We start from the raw sequence: 23,315 nt of genomic DNA, 5'->3' as shown, positions 1-23,315 counted from the left end.
AATCAATACTCATCTTCTCTAAAGCCATAATCTCTTAAATGAGTAGATTTATTACGCCAATCTTTTTGTACCTTTACCCATAGTTCTAAGAATACTTTTGTACCTAGTAGCATTTCAATATCGTGACGTGCTCTGGTTCCAACTTCTTTGAGTAAGGCTCCTTTTTTCCCAATGACAATCCCTTTTTGCGAATCTCTTTCCACGATTATCGTTGCCATTACGCGAATCATGTCTTTCTCGGTATCTTCTTCTTTTTTTATTTTATCGATAACTACTGCAATAGAATGCGGAATCTCTTCCCTAGTTAAATGCAGGACCTTTTCTCGAATTAATTCTGAAATAATAAACCGTTCTGGATGATCCGTCACTTGGTCCGCCGGATAATATTGAGGACCTTCAGGTAAATATTTTTGAACCGTTTCAAGTAGTCTTTCTACATTATTTCCTTGTAAGGCGGAGATTGGAATAATCTCTGCAAAGTTGTATTTATCTTTATACGATTCAATAATTGAAATTAATTCGTCTGGATGAACTTGGTCAATCTTATTGATAACTAGAAAAACCGGCGTTTCATTATTTTCTAGCATTTCAATAATAAATTCATCGCCTTTTCCAATTGGTTCCGTTGCATTTACCATAAACATGATCACATCTACTTCACGTAGCGTATTTTTGGCGACTTTCAACATAAAATCTCCAAGTTTGTGTTTTGGCTTATGAATTCCTGGCGTATCAATAAAAATCATCTGACTTTCATCTAACGTCAATACACCCTGTACCTTGTTTCGAGTAGTTTGAGGCTTATCACTCATAATAGCGATCTTTTGGCCGATTACTCTATTTAAAAATGTTGATTTACCTACATTTGGTCTTCCAATAATTGAGATAAACCCTGATTTGTAGCCTTTATTGTTTTGCTCCATATTCCATGTCCTCCGTTGTAAATGCACCCGGTAATAGTTCTGCAACCGTTGTTTCAAGCACATGTCCATTTAAATTTGTTAAATATACAGGCATATCTCTTTCACAGAATTCCACCAGTACTTGTCTGCATGCACCACATGGTGATACAGGGCCTTCGGTATCCGCTACCACTGCAATAGCGGCAAATTTTTTCTTTCCTTCAGAAACAGCTTTGAATACAGCTGTTCTTTCTGCGCAGTTTGTTAGACCGAACGATGCATTTTCAATATTACAGCCATGAATTACTTCACCATCTACTGTTAAAAGCGCTGCTCCAACCGGAAACTTCGAATATGGTACATACGCTTTTTCTCTTGCAGCTTTAGAAGCTTCCATTAACATTTCTTTATTCATTCTTTCACCTCTAGAATAGTATTCCCCACCACTTAGGGACAAATATCATCAACCCGACAACTGCACTACAAACAGCGTAAACTAGGCATGCACCTGCAGCTAAGTCTTTCGCTTGTTTTGCAAGTTCATGATAGGCTGGTGATGCTAAATCGACAACTCGTTCGATTGAAGCGTTTAATAATTCTACCATGAACATGCCACAAATTAACATAATTATGATTATCCATTCATTTTTAGATAATCCAGTTGTTATACTTACTATAAATACTACGATTGCAGCAAATAAATGAAATCGAAAATTTTGTTCACTTTTTAAAACATGTAAAATTCCATTGGAAGCATATATAAATGATTTTATAAATTTACGACTGTCCATGGCCTTCACGTTTCAATCCAAAAGCCTGTAGTATCGTTTCCTGTAAGCCAAACATTTCTTGTTCTTCCTCTCTTGTACCATGATCGTATCCAAGTATATGTAAAAAACCATGGACCGCTAGAAAACATAGTTCTCTCTCAAATGTATGTCCGTAGGAAGCAGCCTGTTCACTTGCACGTTCTACTGAAATAATTATATCACCTAAAAGAGTAGGAATATCGGCATTTTTTATCTCTATCTCTCCTTCACCCATTTCCTCCATCGCAAATGATATAACGTCGGTAGGTACATCTTTATCTCTGTACGTACGATTAATTTCTTGAATAGCATCGTTCGTTACAAACGTTACACTTACTTCGCTTCCAGTCTTTACAGCCTGCTGATCAGCCGCAAATTGCAATACCTTTTCAACCAATTCGACTGTTTGTTCTGATAATGTATTTGTCTCATCCATTAAATCGAGTTCTAGCATAGTCGTTCCACCTTAGTTTTTATTTTGGATATTCTATTCGTGAATGGAATATTCCATTCAAAGTTGTACAAAAGCTTTCTTCCATTTTCTTAATCTCACGCAAAGATAAATCACATTCATCAAATTGTCCATCTTGTAACTTATCTTTAACAATAGATTGTATTAATGCCTGTATTTTATCTGAGTTGGGCTCTTTCATAGACCGGACTGCCGCTTCTACACTATCTGCAACGGAAATAATAGCATTTTCCTTTGTTTGTGGTTTTGGGCCTGAATACCTGAAATCTTCTTCGCTTACCTTATCATTTTGTTCTTTTGCTTTATAATAAAAGAATTTTAGAAGACTTGTCCCATGGTGTTGCTCTGCAACATCAATAATTTCTTTCGGCATCTTATGCTTTCGTAAAATATTTGCCCCATCTATAGCGTGTGCAATAATAATATCACGACTTGCCTCAGGGGGTAAATTATCATGCGGATTATAGCCGTTGATTTGATTTTCTATAAAAAAACCTGGTCTTTTTGTCTTACCAATATCATGATAATAACAACTTACTCTTGCTAGTAAACCATTTGCCCCTATAGCTTCACATGCCGCATCTGCTAAATTGGCAACCATTACACTATGATGATAGGTTCCAGGTGTTTCGGTTAAAATTTTCTTTAGTAGTGGATGGTTCGGATTAGATAGTTCAATTAACTTCATAGTTGATAGAATACCAAATAAGGATTCAAAAAAAGGTAATATCCCTATTGTTAATGCCCCAGATAGTATACCTGATAATATAGCAGCTCCGAAATAAAAGAGTAAATCTCCTATCCCATACGTCGTTTTAGTCATGAGCAAGTAAAAGAGAATAAAAATTAAGTTAACCGAGGCAACGATTAGACTTGAACGTAAGATTTGTGAATTGTTGCTCATTCTTTGTAACGCAAAAATGCCTGCTATTCCACCAAATAAAATATACAAGGATACTTCCATTTGAAATACATTTGTATACCCCTCTTGAAATATGAATCCAGCATATGCAGCTATTATGATAGTAGATATAAAAGCCATTCGTTCATTTACAAGTAGGTAGACTAACATAGATACAATTGCTGTCGGAAAAATAAATGCAATGACAACATCAAAATTATAGGCAACAAACTGCAATACTTTCATCATTAATATGGAAATAAGTAAACTAAACAAAACAACTAATAACGATTTTGAATTTTCTTTCGTTTTTTCTTTTCTATTTACAGTTTGAACATACAAAACCCACATAGTCAAAATGACAAATAATGCCACACCAATAATTGGTTTGTATGAGGATTTGTTTGTTAACATTCCTAGTAATTTTATTTGCCTATAAACTTCTCTATCTATTATTTCTCCTTTTTGTACAAGAATTTGACCTTGTAAAATTCTAATCGGTTCAACACTAGCTTTTGCCTGCTCAATGCGAATTTCTGTTTGTTCTTCATTTTCAATCTCAGTTTCTACAATACTTGACCGAGCCATCGATGACAAAACATTCATATAGTTATTTGAATATTTTAATGAGACCCTTACTTGATCTTCTATTTCTTTTTTCTTATCAGAAACGTTTTCTAATCGAACTGGTTGATCCAACATATCCTTCACAAGGGTGCTAATGGTTTCACTTGATTTTTCAAGAACTGCTGGACTTTGGCCCAATAAAGTTGTTAATGCCTCATCATTTAACTGCACCATACTTGCATTATCAACAATTTTATCTATTTCCTTTTTCAATTTTTCTAGCTGGCTTGTTCTATTTTCTACTTCTCCCTCAGGAATCACTTCTTTTTTGATTTCAATGACACTATCAAATATGGAACTGATGATGGCAGCTTGGTTGTCTGCAGTTTCTTCTTGAAATTGATAATATGGTTGAATCTCTGCTGCTACCCTATCACGTTCCTCTTCTGTTTTAACGGTATCTTCTATCGTTTTAACTGCACGAATAGTTTCTGGAGATAACTGAAACTCTTTAATATCATATGTATTTTCCTTCACATTGCCAATCAATAAAAAAAACATAATTATAGCCGTAATAAAAATAATAACTAATGGGAGATGCTTATAATTACTCCATTCCTTCATTTTTAATAAAATTGAATTCATAACATATTCATCACCCTTCTAAATGGTACATTCATTATACCTTATTTATTGTATGTTTTAAAAATAATTCCAAATTTAAGCATTATGGAAAGTGAACCAATAGATTAATTGTTAGCATTTGGTTGATTAAACGAAGGACGCTGAATCCAGCGGGAACAGCGTGTTCATGTAAGACCTCGCAGGAGCTTGCGATGAGTAGGTTCAAGAAACCGCGCGGAAATCGTCCGGCAGATCTGAAAATCAAAGATATGATATATCAATCAGTCTGTAGACAAACTCAAATTTATTTTATATAGAATGTTTAGGTTTTCCGAAGCTTACCGCTCGCTTTCCGCGGGCGAGCGCCGAGCGGACGCTTTTCCAAACCAATAAAATGCTATCTAATTATTTCTATATACTCAGTAAGAATAATCTTGAGGTAATAGAAAATGATGACACAAAAAATACAATGAAAGAGAACACTTAGTTTACTGCCTTTTCTTCAATCTGAAAGAAATTATATATCTATATATCTTTTAAATGAAAAAATATTTAAGAATTAATGGCAGCCTGCAGTATTAACACGAAATGCTCTTGCTCCTATTCTTTGATAAATAGGAAGCCATCTGTTGATTGAAACGGAGGGCGACGACTCCAGCGGGAACAGCGTGTCCAGGTGAGACCCCACAGGAGCTAACAAAGGAACGAAGGCTAAGAATGCCACCTCGTGTGGCAACGCCTTCGTGACCAACATCGTATTGGCCTGAGGAGGCTCACGGACCGCCCGAGGAAAGCGTCCGCCCGTAGTGAAATCAACTATAATTATTGTAAAAAAAAGACTGTAGTCAAACACGAAAATATTCGTGTTTGTCCACAGTCTGAAGCAACTATTATGGCTGCTGTTCTTCGTATGCTTGTATTATTTTTGCAACTAATGGATGACGGACGACATCCCCTTGTTCCAAATACTGAAAATGAATACCTGAAACATTACTTAAAATTTTCTCTGCAATGATCAATCCTGATTCTGCCCCTCTAGGTAAATCAATTTGGGTTTTGTCTCCAGTGATAACCATTTTAGAACCAAATCCAAGGCGTGTTAAAAACATTTTCATTTGCGCTTTAGTTGTATTTTGAGCTTCATCTAGAATCACAAATGCATCATCAAGGGTTCTTCCTCTCATATATGCAAGAGGCGCTATTTCAATCGTTCCACGCTCGATTAAACGTTCCGTTTGTTCCATTCCAAGAACATCATGTAACGCATCGTATAACGGTCTTAAATAAGGGTCTACCTTCTCTTTTAAATCTCCCGGTAGAAATCCTAAACTTTCACCGGCTTCCACTGCAGGACGTGTTAAAATGATTTTTTTGACGTGCGCATTTTTTAAAGCTTGTGTAGCCATTACAACAGCCAAATAAGTTTTACCAGTACCTGCCGGTCCAATTCCAAATGCCAAATCAAATTTTCGAATACCTTGTATATATTCTCGCTGACCAATAGTTTTTGCCCGAATTGCTTTTCCTTTTGTATTTCTAGCGATTTCTTCATCATACAAGCCAGAAAAATATTCAATAGTTCCATTCATACTCATTTCAATCGCAGAAGAAACGTCACGCAAGTTAATATTAATACCTTTATGAATGACTGATAAAAGTTGCTCCATTAACTTTTTTGCTTCATCTACATTTTTTTCTTCACCAACAATACGAATTGTTTCCCCTCGAGTAATCAATTGTACTTTCAGTTCTTCTTCAATAAGCTTTACATTTTTATCTGATATACCTAGAAGCATTACAGCTTCAGTTGGGTCTTTTAAAATAAGATCTAATTGTGTAATTTCGCTCATGCTTCGTCTCCTTGGGGTATTACTTGTGGAATCGCAATATTTTCATTTATCAAAAATAATACTTTCCCTTTTACTTTATCATTTTGAATGGTCACCTGTAAAATTTTATCCTCCAATATTTGAGTATCGGCAGGTAGCTCGTTAATTATCTTTTGATAAAGTAATGGGCGTATTAATTTTTCCATCGATTGTTCATCCAATAAAAACTTATTTTCTTCCGAAAGTTGCACATAACCTACTTCCAAATATTTTTGTAAAGGTTTAGGTAGAACAACCTCTTTCCAAAAGGTCGTTTTTTTCTCACTCTTTTTTTGTATTACTAGCTTTCGCTCACTGGGTTTAACGATACTTACTTGTTTTGGTAATTCAAATTCAAGCTCAATCCAATAACTTGCAAATACCTTACCTTCTGCACTAGTAATAATTCTTTTATCTCCCTGTGTTACAAAACCATTAACTAAAATGTCTCCTTTTTTTACACTAACATTTTTTTCTATTGCCCTTACCCCTTTTATTAGCTCAAAATCAGTTACGACACCACTTCTTTTTGCTATTAAATGGATAGAGGGAGCATCTTTAATAACACGCTCTGTCTGAGTTGGTGCTAACATCGGCGTTACAGTTAATTTTGATCCTGATTTTGTAAAATGCACCCAAGAGTATTCTTTATGTTTTAGTAATAGTTTTTGCCTAATCTCTTGCTCCGATGGTATTTTAGAAGCAAGCATTCTTTCTTTAATGCTTATTTCCTTTAATTCTTCATAAATCAGTACATTGTTTTCTGGAGATTCAGATTCAATTTGTATAGTCCAAATGAATTGCGCAAGTATAACAGGAATCAATAAAAATATGATCACGCCTACTATTGAGATAGCATATGGTTGAATGATTCCTTTTTTTCTTTCATCTACTAAATAAACAGGAAGCTTTAATGACCTCCTTACTTTACGAAAAACTGGTAAGTCCTTTCTTCGAATAGAAAAATAAAAGTACTTTTCTGTACTGTAGACCTGATACACGACAATATTAACTGAAAATAATCGTTGAAATAATAGATGCTGATCTACTTTAATCGGCATCCTTACTTGAATTAGCTGCTGCATTACATTTTTTCCTTCCTCGTAATTTTGAAATGACTAAGATCTTCTACTTGCAAACATAGTCGCTCCATTGATATTGACTTTATCTTTAAAGTAGTGGCTTGAATTTCTAAAAGGAAATCATCGTATGCACAGACTAAATTATTTTCTTTTAAACGGAGGATGGTAAATTCATTATCTAACGTAATCTCACTGAAATCTTCCATCATAATACTCGCATGGAGTGGAAATAATTTTTTCAAAAAAACACCCCTTTACATGATTTTATGCATGTAAAGGGGTGTTCATGAGTTATCTTCTCGATTTTGGTGGTGCAAGTATTTCAGAGAACACAATTGCTTTAACTAAATCATCTTTGGAATTAGGAATTATATTAATATCCGGTTGTGATACTTTTTGTTCCTTATTTTCCTGATGAACGGAAAGTCTACCCGTAGATCGAGGTTTGCCCTGATTTCTCATAACTTCTCGTTCTACTTTTTCAACAAGGACAGGTGCCTTCTTTACTTCTGGGGACTTTCTATCCAATTGTTTTTTTTGCTCATCCATAAAATCCTTTGCAAAATCGCCAAGATCCTTAAACGGATTATCTTTTACTGGTTTCATTGGTTGTTGAGTTTGTTTGACAGGCTTTTGCTCTGGCTTCTTTTTCTTTCCAACCAAACTACTAATGATCGCCATTATAATGATGACAATAATACTTTCCAAGGAGAAAACCTCCTATTCATTGTTTCTTAGTCTTTCAACTCATCCGTAGAAGTTTTTTCTCCTCCGACTTTACTTATGGAATCTCTCATCGTAGTGTCTGCTTGAATATTTTTATAGTTCATATAGTCCATCACACCAATATTACCTTCGCGCAAAGCTTCAGCCATTGCAAGTGGTACTTCTGCTTCTGCTTCAACTACTTTCGAGCGCATTTCAACTACTTTCGCTTTCATCTCTTGTTCAGAAGCTACAGCCATTGCACGACGTTCTTCTGCTTTAGCTTGTGCAATTTTCTTATCTGCTTCCGCTTGCTCTGTTTGAAGTTCAGCACCGATGTTTTTGCCTATATCAACGTCCGCGATATCGATCGATAGAATTTCAAATGCAGTTCCTGAATCTAATCCTTTAGCTAACACCGTTTGCGAAATTAAATCTGGGTTTTCTAGAACACGTTCATGACTAGTGCTGGAACCGATCGTACTAATAATACCTTCCCCTACACGTGCTACGATTGTTTCTTCCCCAGCTCCCCCGACTAAACGGTCAATGTTTGCTCGCACAGTAATTCGAGCCTTTGCTTTTACCTCGATACCATTCATAGCAACCCCTGCAATAAATGGAGTTTCAATAACTTTTGGATTTACCGACATTTGTACTGCTTCTAAAACATCACGGCCAGCTAAGTCAATTGCAGCCGCTCGTTCAAATGTTAAAGCAATGTTCGCTCGGTGAGCAGCGATTAATGCGTTAACTACACGGTCAACATTACCACCAGCTAAATAGTGACTTTCTAACTGGTTTATCGCAACATTCAAACCTGCTTTATGTGCTTTAATAAGCGGATTTACGATACGAGAAGGTATAACTCGACGTAACCTCATACCTACTAATGTAAATATGCTAATTTTAACTCCAGCAGCAAGTGCTGAAATCCATAATGCGATTGGAAAAAATGTAAAAAATACAGACAGCACTATGAATGCCAGAACGATTACAATTATTAAAGAAATCATACTTCCACTAATCATTCTATTTCCTCCCCTTCAGATATTTCTCGTACAACTATACGAGAACCCTCTACTTTAATAATAACAACTTGTTTGTTTTTTTCTACAAAACTTCCATCAGAAACTGCATCTATTCGCTCATCACCTATACGTATCGTTCCGGCAGGTCTAAGGGGAGTCATTGTTACTGCTACTTTACCAATTAACTCAAGTCTATTTACATTGGAAACATACCCTTGTTCAGTAGTTGTAGCATCCGAGAGAATTACTTTATTTAATACTTTTAATTGTTTACCAAAAAACTTCATTATAATCACCATTCCCACTATAGCTACTGTTAAAGCAATTAAAACAGATATACTCATTTGTACAATATTGCCTCCTGCTAGTATTATACTAGTAATAATAGCAGCTGCCCCTAATATACCACTAATTCCTCCGGGCAAAAAGAATTCAGCAATTAATAAGATTACTCCAATAACAAAAATGATAATCGTTTCGTACCCAGCGAGTCCTGCAACTAAATGTCCAAAAAAGAAAAGTGTTAATGATACAAGTCCCATCGTTCCAGCAACACCGAAACCAGGAGAATACAACTCTACTATTAGTCCTAAGCTTGCAATAGATAAAAGAATAGGTACTATAATTGGGTGAGTAATGAACCTAGCAATTGTTTCAGTAATCGTTTGCTCCGTTTCAATAATCTGTGCATCCGCTAGTTTCGTCACTTCTAGTAATTCTTCCATTGAACTAACTGTTCCATTCGAGTACTTTACTTTTAATGCATCTGCAGAGGTAAGCGTTAACAATTCACCTTTTGGAGCATTAAACTCTGGTAAGTCAACACTTTCATCTGCCATCGCTTGTGCATATATTGGATTTTTTCCTGTTCGGTTAGCTGCGTTGATCATTTTAGCCTTCCATGCACTTCTCGCTTTTACATCTGCAGCATTTCCACTGCCGTCAATTACAGCTGCCGCACCCATCGTCCCATTTGGAGACATGTATATTTCATCTGTATGTAGTGCTAAATATGCTCCCGCTGAAAGTGCTTGTGAATTAATATAAGCTATTTTTCGAATAGAGGTTGAGTCAAGTAAATTCACAATATCTTCCGCAGAATCAACAAATCCTCCAGGAGTATTAATCTCAAAAATAATAGCATCTGCACCTGCTTCTTCCGCATCATTAATGGATCTTTTTAAAAAAGCATATAAACCTTTTTCAACTTCTTTATATACAGGAATTTTATAAACTTTCGGAGCGTCTGCAGTAATAGAAGGAACAATCATGAAAAATGATAAAAGCAATAAGCAAATTGAAGTAATATATCGGAACAATTTCATCCTTAAACCTCCCTTCTTCTATATGTATATAATACTTTACGGAGTAGAATGAAAAAAGTTTCAAAAAAAAATAAACCGAGAAAATAAATTTTCTCGGTTTACATACTTGTAAATTTTAATCATAATGTACGTGTTTTGAACGTAGGGATGGTTGGGATTAATTTACCACTTACGTTTACGTGCAGCTTCTGATTTCTTTTTACGTTTCACGCTTGGCTTCTCATAAAACTCGCGCTTTCTTACCTCTTGAATTGTACCACTTTTAGATACAGTACGTTTGAAGCGGCGAAGAGCATCTTCAAGCGATTCGTTTTTGCGAACGACAGTTTTTGACATCTCTCTTTCCCTCCCTCCGAACACACGTCAAGTACATAACCAGTTGTTATGTACTAAAAAATTATATCGTATTGTTTACAAATGGTCAATACATACAACTAAATTAATAATCAGAATTACTTGTTAGACCTTGCATAATTTCTACTCCTGAACTTGCTCCAATTCTAGAAGCACCTGCATCCACCATAGCTTGTAAATCTTCTAGGCTACGAACACCGCCAGAAGCCTTGACACCAAGGTCTTGACCAACAGTATCTCTCATAAGTTTAACAGCTTCAACTGTTGCTCCACCAGTTGAAAATCCGGTAGAAGTTTTTACAAAGTCTGCTCCAGCTGCTGTAGATATTTCACTTGCTTTTACAATTTCTTCATTTGTTAATAAGCAAGTTTCTAAAATAACTTTCACAATTGCTTTTCCTTTAGCTGCTTCTACCACTGCAGCGATATCTTTTTGGATAAAGTCATAGTCTGCATCTTTTAATGCACCTACATTTATAACCATATCTATTTCTTCTGCACCATTCTCAATTGCATTTTTTGTTTCAAATGCTTTCACTTCAGTAGTGCTTGCACCTAGTGGAAACCCAATCACTGTACATACTTTAACTGGACTATCCTGTAAAAGTTTTGCGCTTAGTTCAACCCAAGTAGGATTTACACATACTGATGCAAATGTATATGTTTTAGCTTCCTCACATAATTTTTCAATCTGTTCTTTTGTAGCATTTTGTTTTAATAATGTATGATCAATTAATGCTGCAATATTTTGTGTCATTTGTATTCCCCTCTCGGCAGTTGTCCGTACCTCTTAATCATAATAGAGATTATGAAAAAAAGCCAGTGAGATAAAATTCACTGACTTTTTTTATTATACTAACTCTTCTATTTGGTCTAGCACACGTACAAATTGTCCTTCGTTATAAGGATAGCCAGCCTTTGTAATTTTCACACGAACTAATTTTCCAATCAAATCTTCAGATCCAGGAATGACAACTTTTAAATAATTATCTGTATAACCTTCATACAAATTTGAATCTGAATCCAATTTATATTTTTCTTCTGGGATAATCTCTAATACTTCACCTTCAAATCGAGAAGCATATTCTACTGCAAGTTGATCATTTAATGTAATTAAACGATGCACACGCTCATTCTTCACTTCTTCTTCTACTTGATCTTCCATTCTTGCAGCAGGTGTACCTGTCCGCTTAGAATACGGGAAAACATGAAGTTCAGAGAATTTTTGGTCACGAATAAAATCATATGTTTCCATAAATTCTTCTTCTGTTTCACCTGGAAAACCTACAATTACATCAGAAGTAATAGCTAAATCAGGTAAAGCCTCTCTTAATCGGTCTAAACGATTTGCGAAAAACTCCATTGTATATTTTCTACGCATTCTTTTTAAAACAGTATCTGAACCGGATTGTATAGGGATATGCAAATGTCTCACAACAATTTTTGAATCTCTCAACACATCAATTACTTCATCCGATAATTGGCTTGCTTCGATTGAACTAATACGAAGACGTTTTAATCCTTTTACATTATTTTCAATGTCTCTTAAAAGCTGTGCCAAATTATAATCTTTTAAATCTTCTCCATATCCACCTGTATGAATGCCTGTTAATACAATTTCTAAATAACCTGCATCCACTAGCTGTTGAGCTTGGTGAACTACTTCTTCTGGGTTACGTGATCTCATGAGGCCACGAGCCCATGGGATAATGCAAAAAGTACAAAAATTATTACAGCCTTCCTGTATTTTAAGGGAAGCACGCGTGCGATCTGTGAATGAAGGGACGTCCAACTCTTCATATACTCGATTCTTCATTATGTTTCCTACTGCATTAATAGGAGTTCGTTCAGACTTATATTGTTCAATATAATCTAGCATTTTTGTTCGTTCTTGTGTTCCCACTACAATATCTACACCAGGAATTGCCATTATCTCTGCTGGTGAAGTTTGTGCATAACAACCAGTAACACAGATTACAGCATCAGGATTTTGACGAATTGCTCGACGTATTACTTGACGACTTTTTTTATCGCCTGTATTAGTTACTGTACAAGTATTGATAACATATACATCTGATTGTTTTTCAAAATCAGTGCGTTCATAACCATTTTCTTTAAATAATTGCCATATAGCCTCTGTTTCGTAATGATTAACTTTACAGCCTAATGTATGGAATGCTACGGATGACATATCCTTACACCTCTTTCATTCATATTCATAGGAAATTGCAGCAAGTGCATATAACGGGGCAGTTTCAGTTCTTAAAATTCTTGGTCCAAGTGAAATTGGTTGAAAATCATTTTCTAGTAAGACTTTTACTTCAGAGCGATCTAATCCACCTTCGGGACCAAATACAATAAGTATCGATTTTTTATCATACACCTTTTTTAATTGCTCAGCAAACTTTTGACGTTGCTCGTGTTTTGCATCTTCTTCATCTGCAACAAACTTCACATCGTATTTTTGGGCAATTTCTAAAAGTTCATTTAAGTTAATAGGGCTATGTATAGTTGGTATTCTAGAACGATGCGATTGTTCAGCTGCTTCTTTCGCAATCTTTTGCAAACGAACGAGCTTCTTTTCGTTTTTTTGTTTGTCCCATTTCACAATTGACCTTTTCGCTTCATATGGATAGAGTGTATGCATTCCAAGTTCTGTTGCTTTTTGAGAAATCAATTCTAACTTATCACCTTTAGGTAAGCCACATACTATGGAAACTTTAATAGGCATTTCGTTTGAACTAGTTTGCTTATCGACTATTTGCAAAACGACTGCCTTTGAAGTCCCCTCTATGATTTTCATCGTATAAGTAAAGTTTTCCGCGACTACATATACTTGATCTCCGGGTGACATGCGCATCACTTGTATCATATGATGCGCATCCTCGCCGGTTATTGTAATCAAATTATTATCATTTATTGGTTCATCCGTAAAATAACGTTGCATAACAATCTCCTTATAGAAGCGGTTTTTTTGAAATGATTGTTACCCAATCTTCCATCATCATCACTTCTTCAATTTCAAAGCCAGATTTTTGCAAAGCATTTTTCACATCTTCTTTTTTGGCAGAGATTATACCTGAGGTAATATACAAGCCTCCATCTTTGACAATAGAAAAGGCGTCATCTGTAAACGTCATAATAATTTCAGCTAAAATATTTGCAACTACAATATCTGCCTGCTCATTTACACTATCAAGTAAATTACCATGCGTTACCTTTACCACATGGTCTACATTATTAATTGTGATATTTTCTTTTGCAGAAGCTACAGCCACTTCGTCCAAATCAAGTGCATGTATAGATGTTGCGCCAAGTTTAGCTGCTCCAATTGAGAGTACCCCAGACCCAGTTCCTACATCTATCACTTTTGAATTCGGTTGGACAGTTTTTTCTAAAGCTTGAAGGCACATAACTGTTGTAGGGTGAGTACCTGTTCCAAAAGCCATTCCTGGATCTAATTCAATTATTAACTCATCTGTACTAACTCGTTCATAATCTTCCCAAGTCGGTACGATTGTAAATCGATTGGATATTTTTACAGGATGATAGTATTTTTTCCAAGCAGTTGCCCAATCTTCCTCATCCACTTCTTGCACAGTAACAATATTGTGTCCAATATCGATATTAAAATTTTGTAAGTTATTAATCGCAAGCTTGATCTCTTCTACCGTTTCTAATAGAAAGCTAGTCTCTGCTAAATAAGCTTTTACACGAACCCCGTCAACAGGGAAATCTTCTGGATTTAAATTATAGATTTCACCGAATCGATCTTCTCTTTCTCTAACTAATTCCTCTGAGTCTTCAATGACTACCCCACTCGCACCAGCTTCATGCAAAATATTACTCACAGCGTCTACTGCTTCAATTGTCGTATGAATAGATAGTTCAGACCATTTCACCCTGCGCACAACTCCTTTATTCACCTTTTATCGTTCTTTTTATTTTATCAAATAACGAACTACCTTGCTCTTCTGGAATGTCCCCACTAATCTCAGCAAATTCACGAAGTAGTTGTTTTTGTTTTTCTGTCAATTTTTTAGGAGTGATTACTTTAACGATAACGTGTTGATCTCCGACTCCGTAACCATGAACATTTTTCACGCCTTTTCCTTTTAAACGGAATTTCGTTTGTGATTGAGTTCCTGTCGGAATCTTTAATTTCACTTTCCCTTGTACAGTAGGCACTTCAATTTCATCACCTAAAGCTGCTTGGGCATAAGTTAATGGTAATTCATAATAAATATCATCGCCATCTCGTTCGAAACGAGGATCAGCTTTAACACGGAATACAATATATAAGTCTCCAGCAGGACCACCATTTACACCTGGTTCCCCTTGACCACTTACGCGAAGTTGTTGACCATCATCAACTCCGGCTGGAATTGTGACTTTAATTTTTTTGCGTTTATTGACAGTACCTTTTCCATGACATGTTGAACATTTATCTTTAATCATCTTACCAGTTCCATGACAGTGATTACATGTGCGTTTAGTTTGTATACGGCCAAATGGTGTATCTTGGGTCACATTCACTTGACCTGCACCATTACAATGCGTACATGTTTCTGGATGTGTTCCTGGTTTTGCCCCAGTACCTGAGCAAGTATCACAATTTTCTTCTTTTGAAATTTCTATTTCTGTTTCTTTACCAAAAACTGCTTCTTCAAACTCGATGGTCATAGAATATTGAAGGTCATTTCCTTTTCTTGGAGCGTTTGGATCACGACGGCGAGAGCCACCCCCTCCAAAAAATGAACTGAAAATATCTTCAAAGCCAAAACCGTCTGCTCCACCACCAAAACCACCAAAGCCTTGGTTTGGACCAGCATGACCAAATTGATCATATTGCGCACGTTTTTGATCATCACTTAACACTTCATAAGCTTCCGAAATCTCTTTAAACTTTTCCTCTGCGTTTGCTTCTTTATTAATATCAGGGTGATATTGTTTGGAAAGCTTACGATATGCTTTTTTAATCTCATCTTGTGAAGCACTTTTTGATAAACCAAGCACTTCATAATAATCACGTTTATTCATAGTTCACTCTCCTGCTCTGTTAACCTACACATAAAGATTATTGTAACATGGACAAAATCCGAATAGCAAAAAACTTATTTGTCGTTTCTAAGCTAAACAGTAAGAAAAGCCAAAGCCGAATTCGGTCTTTGACTTTTCCCCACCACTTACATTACTTGTCTATCTGGTCTTACTTATCTTTATCGTCTTTTACTTCTTCAAATTCAGCATCTACTACACCATCGTCAGCTTGACCGCTATCTGCTTGACCTGCATTAGCAGCTTCTGCTTGTGCTTGTTCGTAAAGTTTCATTGTAAGTTGTTGAACGATTTCGTTTAATTTATCTTTTTTAGTTTTAATGTCTTCTAAGTTACCAGCTTCTAATGCTGCTTTTAACTCTTCTTTTGCATCTTCGGCAGATTTTTTCTCTTCTTCAGATACTTTATCTTCTAGATCTTTTAATGTTTTTTCTGTCATGAATACTAGTTGATCTGCTTCATTTTTAACTTCTGCTTCTTCTTTACGAGCTTTATCTGCTTCTGCATTTGCTTCTGCTTCTTTTACCATACGTTCAATCTCTTCATCGGAAAGTGAAGAATTAGATTGAATTGTAATGTTTTGTTCTTTTTGTGTTCCTAAATCTTTTGCTTTAACATTTACGATACCGTTTTTATCGATATCAAATGTTACTTCAATTTGTGGAACTCCACGTGGTGCTGGTGGAATATCCGCAAGTTGGAATCGACCAAGTGTTTTGTTATCTGTCGCCATTGGACGTTCACCTTGTAAAACATGAATATCAACAGCAGGTTGGTTATCAGCAGCTGTAGAGAAAACTTGAGATTTTGATGTTGGGATTGTTGTATTACGTTCAATTAGTTTTGTGAAAACCCCACCCATTGTTTCAATACCTAATGAAAGAGGTGTAACGTCAAGAAGAACAACGTCTTTCACATCTCCAGTTAATACTCCACCTTGAACAGCAGCACCCATTGCTACTACTTCATCTGGGTTAACACCTTTATGTGGTTCTTTACCAGTTTCTTTTTTAATTGCATCTTGTACAGCAGGAATACGAGTAGAACCACCTACAAGAATAACTTTATCAATTTGAGATGAATTTAGACCAGCATCTTTTAGCGCTTGACGAGTAGGTACCATTGTACGCTCTACTAAATGAGCTGTTAAATCATCAAATTTTGCACGAGTCATTGTTACTTCTAAGTGAAGTGGTCCAGCTTCCCCTGCAGTAATGAAAGGAAGAGAGATTTGTGTAGATGTTACACCTGACAAGTCTTTTTTCGCTTTTTCTGCAGCGTCTTTTAGACGTTGAACAGCCATTTTATCTTGAGATAAGTCAACACCATTATCTTTTTTGAATTCTTGAACTAAATAATCCATTATTACTTGGTCAAAGTCATCCCCACCAAGACGATTATCACCAGCTGTAGCTAATACTTCAAATACTCCATCACCAAGTTCTAGGATAGATACGTCAAATGTACCTCCACCTAAATCGTACACAAGTATTTTTTCATCATGATCCATTTTATCTAGCCCATAAGCTAGCGCTGCAGCAGTTGGTTCGTTAATAATACGTTCAACTTCAAGACCTGCGATACGACCAGCATCTTTTGTAGCTTGACGTTCAGCATCATTAAAATATGCAGGAACTGTAATAACAGCTTTCGTTACTTTTTCACCTAAGTAATCTTCAGCAAAACCTTTTAAGTATTGAAGAATCATTGCAGATACTTCTTGTGGAGTATATTCTTTATCTTCGGCAGTTACTTTTTCATTTGTACCCATTAAACGTTTAACAGATGAAATTGTATTTGGATTTGTAATAGATTGACGTTTAGCTACTTCCCCAACTTGTTTTTCACCATTTTTAAATGCTACAACAGATGGAGTTGTACGATTACCTTCTGGATTCGGAATTACTTTTGGTTCTCCGCCTTCTAGTACAGATACACATGAGTTTGTTGTTCCTAAGTCAATACCAATAATTTTAGACATATATTTTTCCTCCTAATTTATAACTGATATAAGTTAGTATCGATTGTTATTCGTTTACCTTAACCATAGTAGGTCGCAGTATTCTATCTTTTAACTTATACCCTTTTTGTAATTCTTGAAGCACGATTCCTGACTCTTTTGAATCGTCCTTTTCTTGCATTACCGCCTGATGGAAGTTTGGATTGAATGGAATACCTTCTGCCTCAATTACTTCAAGGCCTTCTTTCCCAACTGCATCAAGTAAAGTGCGATATACCATTTCTACACCTTTTACTAAAGACACAGCCTCTTCCGATGTTACGTTAACTGCAAGTGCACGTTCAAAATTATCAAGTACCGGTAAAATATCTGTTAGAACAGATTGAGCGCGGTATTTATAATCTGATTCTTTGTCTAATTGAACTCTTCGTTTATAATTTTCGAAGTCTGCTCTTAAACGGATCGCTTTATCTTGTTCTTCCTCTAATTGTTGTTTAACAAGTGTGAGTTCGTCTACTTCAACTACTTCTTCCACACTTTCTTCGTTAGCTAGTTCTTCGTTATTTTCATTTGATTCTACTTCTAGACTTTCTTCTACGATTTCATCTTTTTGTTTTGACATGTCCACAACTCTCCTTATCCATGATGACCACGTAATATTCTAGATAGTTCTCTTGATAAATCAGTACTCATTACATCCAGTAAAGAAACTACACGCTTATAATCCATACGTGTAGGACCAATAATTGCGATTGATCCCATCTGTTCATCTCCTATTCCATAGGAAGCTGTTATAACGCTACAGTCCTCCATTGCGAGGTGATTATTTTCAGATCCTATTCTTATCTGAATTCCTTTTTTATCAACAGGAAAAATACTAGGTATTTGGTTTACATGATCCATCAAGTACATTATACTACGAGCTTTTTCTAAATCATTAAATTCTGGTTGATTTAACAGTTGCATTTTTCCACCGTAGTATACTTTATCCTTCTGCTCTATCGTCATCGCTTTGTTCAATGAACTAAGGAGATTGTTAAAATGCCCGACTCTTTGTTTTAATAACGTGCTTGTAACAGACTCTAATTTCATAGGAACCTCATGTACATGTACTCCTATTAAGCTGTCATTTAACAAATTAACCATTCGTTCAATGTCCGATGTATTATAGCTTTCAGGAATAGAAAATACTCGATTTTCAACGTGTCCGCTATCTGTGACGATAATGGCAACAGCCGAATCTTCTGAAAGTGGCACAATTGAAAAGCGTTTTACTCGATGCTTTCGAACATCCAACCCTAATAATATGGAGGTGTAATTCGTCAGTTCAGACAAGATATTTGCTGACTTCCGAATGATTTGCTCCGTCTCCACCATTCTTTCTTCAAAGACCGAACGAATTTGCTTAATCTCATCTTTCGATATTCGTTGTGGAGTTAACATATTGTCTACATAGTAACGGTACCCTTTTTCTGACGGTACACGACCAGACGAAGTATGTGTTTTTTCTAAATATCCCATATCTTCAAGATCTGCCATATCATTTCGAATAGTAGCAGGACTATATGGAACTTCCTCCTTTTTCGAAATCTGACGAGATCCAACTGGTTGAGCGGTTTCAATAAAATCATCTACCGTTACTTGCAATATTAATAATTGCCGATTAGTTAGCATGATTATCACCTCTGTTAGCACTCGTTCTATGAGAGTGCTAATACTCATATAAAAGGTATCAAATCTAAAGAAAACTGTCAATGAATATGATTTGGTTTATTGAAGAAAATACTGAAATACTTCATTTCCAACAAATCGTCCACGTCGTGTTAATTTCACATGACCATTTTCAATAATGATGAATCCTTTTTGTTTTAGTTCCTCTATTTCTTTTCCATATACCTTTTGAATTGATTGACTATATCGATGATTAAATCTATCTATCGAAACTCCAGCATTTTTTCGTAAACCTAAAAACATTTCCTCTTCCATCTTTTCGATAGAAGTTACTTCTTTTTGCAACATGATAGGTTTTTCATTTTGTTCGATCATATTCATATATTTTTTTAGTGGACCGTGGTTAGAGTACCGAATGCCATTTGCATAACCATGTGCTCCTGCTCCAAGACCAATGTATTCATCATTATCCCAGTAAATCAAATTATGCTTAGATTCTTTTCCTTCCTTCGCAAAATTACTAATCTCATATTGGTTATACCCTTGTTTCGTCATTTCATCCAACAAATACCCATACATTTTTGCTTCCAGGTCTTCTCCTGGTAATGAAAGTTTGCCTTTTGACATCAAGTTATAAAAAATCGTTTTAGGCTCTACCAATAAAGAATAGGCCGAAATATGTGGAATGTTAAGGCTGTTTGCCAGTTGCAATGAATTTTGCCATTGCTCCATTGTTTGATTTGGCAATCCATACATCAAATCAATACTAATAGACGGAAAATCAATTTTCTTTGCATTTTCTATTACTTCATAGACATGTTCGTTAGAATGAGTTCTTCCAAGGACCTTCAATAATTCTTGATCAAACGTTTGGACACCCATACTTAATCTATTTACTCCAAACTGTCGCATAAGTTGCATTTTCTCAAAAGTTAATTCATCAGGATTAGCTTCTGAAGTAAATTCAATTACTCCATCCATTGGAATGTATTGATGGATGAAAGTAAATAAACGCTCTAATTGAGATTCAGATAAAGAGGTCGGAGTTCCTCCTCCAATAAAAATAGTTTCAATTTGGGATCCATTTAATTGTTCTTCCCATAAGTGCATTTCTTTACCTATGGATTCGATGTATTCATCTACTGGTTGGTTATGAAAGAAAAATTTATTAAAATCGCAATAATTGCATATCTGATGACAGAAAGGAATGTGGAGATAAACGCCACGTACCATAGGATACACCACTTTCTATAAAAGGAAAAAGGAGGCAAAAGCCTCCTTACCTTTGGTATTTATTTGGCTAGTCCATTTAAAAAAGCCATAAATGCTTCATAGACGAGCACTTTCATATTGTATTGTATCGTATTTTATTAAATCTAACAAACCGTAAGAACTAGTGACACGTCATGTTCGTTTGGCGAATGGAATGGATGCCGAACACAAATTGAATGAATGTCATCTTAAATAAGATTACTTGGTCGACACTAGGACGATCGTATTTGGAACTAGTTGGTTAATCGTTAGAAACTGTTAACGTCATAATCCATCACTACTCAAGTATTGTGTGTTTTTAATTAGATCCTTAGCGGAGGCGGCGACTCCAGCGGGAAAAGCGGGACAGTCGAGACCCTGGACTGAGCTTTGCGAAGGAAGCGGCTCGGCCCCGCCCGCGGAAAGCGTCCGCCCGGAGCGGAAATCCTATTACTATTTATGACATTTTTTATTTTAAAAGAAAAAAGACTATAGATAAACTTAAAAACCTTAGAGTTTGTCTACAGTCCGAATGAACCTAATTAGGTCCTTTTTTCAATGCATATGTTTATTTAGTCTAAAATGAAAAAAATTTGCCACCGAAAAATACAAGCGGTGGCAAATTCATTGAAAAATATTAATTTCAAAAGAATTTTATTCTTATCCCTTTAATCAATTACTTATTAGGCTCATCCATCTTCAGAACAGCCATAAATGCTTCCTGTGGTACTTCTACTGAACCTACTTGTTTCATACGTTTTTTACCTTCTTTTTGTTTCTCAAGAAGTTTTCGTTTACGTGAGATATCTCCACCATAACATTTTGCTAAAACGTTTTTGCCGATTGATTTGATCGTTGAACGTGCAACAATCTTTTGACCAATCGCTGCCTGAACTGGAACCTCAAACTGTTGTCTAGGAATAAGCGCTTTTAACTTTTCAACAATTACTTTTCCACGTTCATAAGCAAAATCTTTATGAACGATAAAACTTAATGCGTCGACTTTCTCGCTATTTAAAAGAATGTCCATTTTAACTAGTTTAGATTCTTTGTATCCAATCAGTTCATAATCAAAAGATGCATAACCCTTTGTACTTGATTTTAAAGCATCAAAGAAATCGTATACAATCTCAGATAAAGGAATTTCATAAATAATATTAACCCGAGCTTTAGATAAGAAATCCATCGTGATAAAATTCCCACGTTTTCGTTGACATAACTCCATTACAGATCCCACATAATCTTCAGGGACCATAATAGAAGCTTTAACGTATGGTTCTTCAATTGTATCTACTTTTTGGACATCTGGCATCATAGATGGGTTGTCTACTTTAATCGTTTCTCCATTGGTCAACTTAACATCGTAAATAACACTAGGTGCTGTCGTGATTAAATCTATTTTAAATTCACGCTCAATACGTTCTTGAATAATTTCCATATGAAGCAGTCCTAAGAATCCACAACGATATCCAAATCCAAGTGCTTGTGAAGTTTCTGGTTCAAACTCTAAAGCTGAGTCATTAAGTTGTAATTTTTCTAGGGCATCCCGTAAATCAACATATTTTGCGTTATCAATTGGGTATAAACCACAGAAAACCATAGGATTCATTTTTCGATATCCAGCAAGTGGTTCAGAAGCAGGGTTCGAAGCTAAAGTGATTGTATCCCCTACACTTGAATCGCCAACATGTTTCATGGACGCTGTTAAGAAACCTACGTCCCCAACAGTCAACTCTGAACGCATAGTAGATTTTGGTGTAAAAACCCCTGTTTCAACTACTTCAAATTCTTTACCAGAAGACATCATTTTTATCGTATCTCCTGGTTTTACAGTACCTTCCATAATACGAATATAAACAATTACACCGCGATAAGGGTCGAATAACGAGTCAAAAATAAGCGCTTTTAATGGGGCTGCAGGATCTCCAGATGGTGCTGGCACTTTTTCTACTATTTGCTCCAGAATATCTTCTATACCTATCCCTGCTTTAGCAGAAGCTAGAACAGCTTCGGATGCATCTAATCCTATAACTTCTTCAACTTCATTTCTAACACGCTCAGGATCAGCAGCAGGTAAATCGATTTTATTGATAACCGGTAGAATCTCTAAATCATTGTCTAATGCTAGATACACATTTGCAAGAGTTTGTGCTTCGATACCTTGAGCTGCGTCCACAACTAAGATGGCTCCTTCACAAGCAGCTAAGCTTCTAGAAACCTCGTATGTGAAATCGACATGTCCTGGTGTATCAATTAGATGAAATATATATTCTTCTCCATCTTTTGCATTGTATGTCAGTTGCACCGCATTCAATTTAATCGTTATACCTCTTTCACGCTCCAAATCCATGGAATCGAGTAACTGGTCTTTCATCTCGCGTGAAGTTAAAGTTTGCGTCTTTTCTAAAATACGATCTGCCAAAGTTGATTTTCCGTGGTCAATATGGGCTATAATCGAAAAGTTACGAATCTTTTTTTGTCGATCCATTCTCTGTTCATGATTCATCTTGTTCACTCCTAATTAAACTACTAAGAATTATAACAGACAAAACCTTTTTCGTAACGAATTACAAATATGTCTGTTAAATAATTATGTATTTCTTGTATGTAAACTTTCCAAAGTAAAAATTCTATGGATATGTTACCTTTAAAATTATTTTTGCCAGAATATAATCTTATCAAAAAGCTGTTAGTAAAACAATCAAGTAAAAAAGAGATTAAGCTATAAGCTCAAT

General features: G+C 35.7%; 22 protein-coding genes. All 22 read right to left on the bottom strand.

Features of this window, described 5'->3' with window-relative positions; translation table 11 throughout:
- Window positions 1-2: 2 nt before the first annotated feature.
- The 22 genes from era to lepA all read right to left on the bottom strand — a co-directional run bounded on the left by era (window position 3) and on the right by lepA (window position 23,086).
- Complete coding sequence (era, locus tag AM499_RS03225) at window positions 3-923, bottom strand: GTPase Era (RefSeq protein WP_053588848.1); 921 nt, start codon at window positions 921-923, stop codon at window positions 3-5.
- The gene (locus AM499_RS03220) at window positions 907-1,317 is read right to left on the bottom strand and encodes a cytidine deaminase (protein ID WP_053588847.1); all 411 of its coding nucleotides are present in this window, start codon (window positions 1,315-1,317) and stop codon (window positions 907-909) included. Before AM499_RS03220 ends, era begins: the two co-directional genes overlap by 17 nt.
- Before the next feature lie 10 nt (window positions 1,318-1,327).
- Window positions 1,328-1,693 carry a diacylglycerol kinase family protein gene (locus AM499_RS03215; RefSeq protein WP_053588846.1) on the bottom strand — a complete coding sequence of 122 codons (366 nt, stop codon included), beginning with the start codon at window positions 1,691-1,693 and terminating at the stop codon, window positions 1,328-1,330.
- On the bottom strand, window positions 1,680-2,165 hold the full coding sequence (ybeY, locus tag AM499_RS03210; protein WP_053588845.1) for an rRNA maturation RNase YbeY: 486 nt from the start codon (window positions 2,163-2,165) through the stop codon (window positions 1,680-1,682). The genes AM499_RS03215 and ybeY overlap by 14 nt, the downstream gene beginning before the upstream one ends.
- Window positions 2,166-2,184: 19 nt before the next feature.
- Complete coding sequence (locus AM499_RS03205) at window positions 2,185-4,296, bottom strand: HD family phosphohydrolase (RefSeq protein WP_053588844.1); 2,112 nt, start codon at window positions 4,294-4,296, stop codon at window positions 2,185-2,187.
- 869 nt (window positions 4,297-5,165) lie between these two features.
- Complete coding sequence (locus AM499_RS03200; protein ID WP_053588843.1) at window positions 5,166-6,125, bottom strand: PhoH family protein; 960 nt, start codon at window positions 6,123-6,125, stop codon at window positions 5,166-5,168.
- Complete coding sequence (locus AM499_RS03195; RefSeq protein WP_053588842.1) at window positions 6,122-7,228, bottom strand: sporulation protein YqfD; 1,107 nt, start codon at window positions 7,226-7,228, stop codon at window positions 6,122-6,124. Before AM499_RS03195 ends, AM499_RS03200 begins: the two co-directional genes overlap by 4 nt.
- Window positions 7,228-7,467 carry a hypothetical protein gene (locus AM499_RS03190; RefSeq protein ID WP_053588841.1) on the bottom strand — a complete coding sequence of 80 codons (240 nt, stop codon included), beginning with the start codon at window positions 7,465-7,467 and terminating at the stop codon, window positions 7,228-7,230. The genes AM499_RS03195 and AM499_RS03190 overlap by 1 nt, the downstream gene beginning before the upstream one ends.
- A 49-nt stretch (window positions 7,468-7,516) precedes the next feature.
- Entirely contained in the window at window positions 7,517-7,933 is a 417-nt protein-coding gene (locus tag AM499_RS03185; RefSeq protein ID WP_053588840.1) for a hypothetical protein, read from the bottom strand.
- A gap of 26 nt (window positions 7,934-7,959) precedes the next feature.
- Window positions 7,960-8,946, bottom strand: coding sequence for a flotillin-like protein FloA (gene floA, locus AM499_RS03180; protein WP_156316844.1), 987 nt, complete (start codon window positions 8,944-8,946; stop codon window positions 7,960-7,962).
- 11 nt (window positions 8,947-8,957) lie between these two features.
- A complete protein-coding gene (locus tag AM499_RS03175; RefSeq protein WP_053588838.1) occupies window positions 8,958-10,286 on the bottom strand; it encodes an NfeD family protein in 1,329 nt (442 codons plus the stop codon).
- A gap of 162 nt (window positions 10,287-10,448) precedes the next feature.
- Window positions 10,449-10,622, bottom strand: a complete 174-nt coding sequence (rpsU, locus tag AM499_RS03170; protein WP_004227078.1) for a 30S ribosomal protein S21 — start codon at window positions 10,620-10,622, stop codon at window positions 10,449-10,451.
- A gap of 103 nt (window positions 10,623-10,725) precedes the next feature.
- The gene (deoC, locus tag AM499_RS03165; RefSeq protein ID WP_053588837.1) at window positions 10,726-11,397 is read right to left on the bottom strand and encodes a deoxyribose-phosphate aldolase; all 672 of its coding nucleotides are present in this window, start codon (window positions 11,395-11,397) and stop codon (window positions 10,726-10,728) included.
- Window positions 11,398-11,490: 93 nt separating this feature from the next.
- Window positions 11,491-12,831, bottom strand: coding sequence for a tRNA (N(6)-L-threonylcarbamoyladenosine(37)-C(2))-methylthiotransferase MtaB (mtaB, locus tag AM499_RS03160; RefSeq protein ID WP_053588836.1), 1,341 nt, complete (start codon window positions 12,829-12,831; stop codon window positions 11,491-11,493).
- 15 nt (window positions 12,832-12,846) lie between these two features.
- Entirely contained in the window at window positions 12,847-13,587 is a 741-nt protein-coding gene (locus AM499_RS03155) for a 16S rRNA (uracil(1498)-N(3))-methyltransferase (protein WP_053588835.1), read from the bottom strand.
- 10 nt (window positions 13,588-13,597) lie between these two features.
- Window positions 13,598-14,542, bottom strand: a complete 945-nt coding sequence (gene prmA, locus AM499_RS03150; protein WP_053588834.1) for a 50S ribosomal protein L11 methyltransferase — start codon at window positions 14,540-14,542, stop codon at window positions 13,598-13,600.
- Window positions 14,543-14,558: 16 nt separating this feature from the next.
- A complete protein-coding gene (dnaJ, locus tag AM499_RS03145; RefSeq protein ID WP_053588833.1) occupies window positions 14,559-15,680 on the bottom strand; it encodes a molecular chaperone DnaJ in 1,122 nt (373 codons plus the stop codon).
- A gap of 169 nt (window positions 15,681-15,849) precedes the next feature.
- Window positions 15,850-17,679, bottom strand: coding sequence for a molecular chaperone DnaK (gene dnaK, locus AM499_RS03140; RefSeq protein WP_053588832.1), 1,830 nt, complete (start codon window positions 17,677-17,679; stop codon window positions 15,850-15,852).
- A 46-nt stretch (window positions 17,680-17,725) separates the two neighbouring features.
- Complete coding sequence (grpE, locus tag AM499_RS03135; RefSeq protein WP_053588831.1) at window positions 17,726-18,280, bottom strand: nucleotide exchange factor GrpE; 555 nt, start codon at window positions 18,278-18,280, stop codon at window positions 17,726-17,728.
- 14 nt (window positions 18,281-18,294) lie between these two features.
- Window positions 18,295-19,332 carry a heat-inducible transcriptional repressor HrcA gene (gene hrcA / locus AM499_RS03130; protein ID WP_053588830.1) on the bottom strand — a complete coding sequence of 346 codons (1,038 nt, stop codon included), beginning with the start codon at window positions 19,330-19,332 and terminating at the stop codon, window positions 18,295-18,297.
- A gap of 96 nt (window positions 19,333-19,428) precedes the next feature.
- Window positions 19,429-20,562 carry a radical SAM family heme chaperone HemW gene (gene hemW / locus AM499_RS03125; RefSeq protein ID WP_053592079.1) on the bottom strand — a complete coding sequence of 378 codons (1,134 nt, stop codon included), beginning with the start codon at window positions 20,560-20,562 and terminating at the stop codon, window positions 19,429-19,431.
- Between the two features lie 694 nt (window positions 20,563-21,256).
- Window positions 21,257-23,086 (bottom strand): translation elongation factor 4, encoded by a 1,830-nt coding sequence (gene lepA, locus AM499_RS03120; protein ID WP_053588829.1) that lies wholly within the window; start codon window positions 23,084-23,086, stop codon window positions 21,257-21,259.
- Window positions 23,087-23,315: the final 229 nt, after the last annotated feature.

Source organism: Bacillus sp. FJAT-22090 (assembly GCF_001278755.1).
Lineage (GTDB): Bacteria > Bacillota > Bacilli > Bacillales_A > Planococcaceae > Psychrobacillus.
This window is presented reverse-complemented; position numbering and strand designations above follow the sequence as displayed.

What these genes read in the sequence shown, in the direction of transcription:
- era (WP_053588848.1), bottom strand. Translation starts at nt 923, where the DNA reads ATGGAGCAAAACAATAAAGGCTACAAATCAGGGTTTATCTCAATTATT.
- AM499_RS03220 (WP_053588847.1), bottom strand. Translation starts at nt 1,317, where the DNA reads ATGAATAAAGAAATGTTAATGGAAGCTTCTAAAGCTGCAAGAGAAAAA.
- AM499_RS03215 (WP_053588846.1), bottom strand. Translation starts at nt 1,693, where the DNA reads ATGGACAGTCGTAAATTTATAAAATCATTTATATATGCTTCCAATGGA.
- ybeY (WP_053588845.1), bottom strand. Translation starts at nt 2,165, where the DNA reads ATGCTAGAACTCGATTTAATGGATGAGACAAATACATTATCAGAACAA.
- AM499_RS03205 (WP_053588844.1), bottom strand. Translation starts at nt 4,296, where the DNA reads ATGAATTCAATTTTATTAAAAATGAAGGAATGGAGTAATTATAAGCAT.
- AM499_RS03200 (WP_053588843.1), bottom strand. Translation starts at nt 6,125, where the DNA reads ATGAGCGAAATTACACAATTAGATCTTATTTTAAAAGACCCAACTGAA.
- AM499_RS03195 (WP_053588842.1), bottom strand. Translation starts at nt 7,228, where the DNA reads ATGCAGCAGCTAATTCAAGTAAGGATGCCGATTAAAGTAGATCAGCAT.
- floA (WP_156316844.1), bottom strand. Translation starts at nt 8,946, where the DNA reads ATGATTTCTTTAATAATTGTAATCGTTCTGGCATTCATAGTGCTGTCT.
- AM499_RS03175 (WP_053588838.1), bottom strand. Translation starts at nt 10,286, where the DNA reads ATGAAATTGTTCCGATATATTACTTCAATTTGCTTATTGCTTTTATCA.
- rpsU (WP_004227078.1), bottom strand. Translation starts at nt 10,622, where the DNA reads ATGTCAAAAACTGTCGTTCGCAAAAACGAATCGCTTGAAGATGCTCTT.
- deoC (WP_053588837.1), bottom strand. Translation starts at nt 11,397, where the DNA reads ATGACACAAAATATTGCAGCATTAATTGATCATACATTATTAAAACAA.
- mtaB (WP_053588836.1), bottom strand. Translation starts at nt 12,831, where the DNA reads ATGTCATCCGTAGCATTCCATACATTAGGCTGTAAAGTTAATCATTAC.
- AM499_RS03155 (WP_053588835.1), bottom strand. Translation starts at nt 13,587, where the DNA reads ATGCAACGTTATTTTACGGATGAACCAATAAATGATAATAATTTGATT.
- dnaJ (WP_053588833.1), bottom strand. Translation starts at nt 15,680, where the DNA reads ATGAATAAACGTGATTATTATGAAGTGCTTGGTTTATCAAAAAGTGCT.
- dnaK (WP_053588832.1), bottom strand. Translation starts at nt 17,679, where the DNA reads ATGTCTAAAATTATTGGTATTGACTTAGGAACAACAAACTCATGTGTA.
- grpE (WP_053588831.1), bottom strand. Translation starts at nt 18,280, where the DNA reads ATGTCAAAACAAAAAGATGAAATCGTAGAAGAAAGTCTAGAAGTAGAA.
- hrcA (WP_053588830.1), bottom strand. Translation starts at nt 19,332, where the DNA reads ATGCTAACTAATCGGCAATTATTAATATTGCAAGTAACGGTAGATGAT.
- hemW (WP_053592079.1), bottom strand. Translation starts at nt 20,562, where the DNA reads ATGGTACGTGGCGTTTATCTCCACATTCCTTTCTGTCATCAGATATGC.
- lepA (WP_053588829.1), bottom strand. Translation starts at nt 23,086, where the DNA reads ATGAATCATGAACAGAGAATGGATCGACAAAAAAAGATTCGTAACTTT.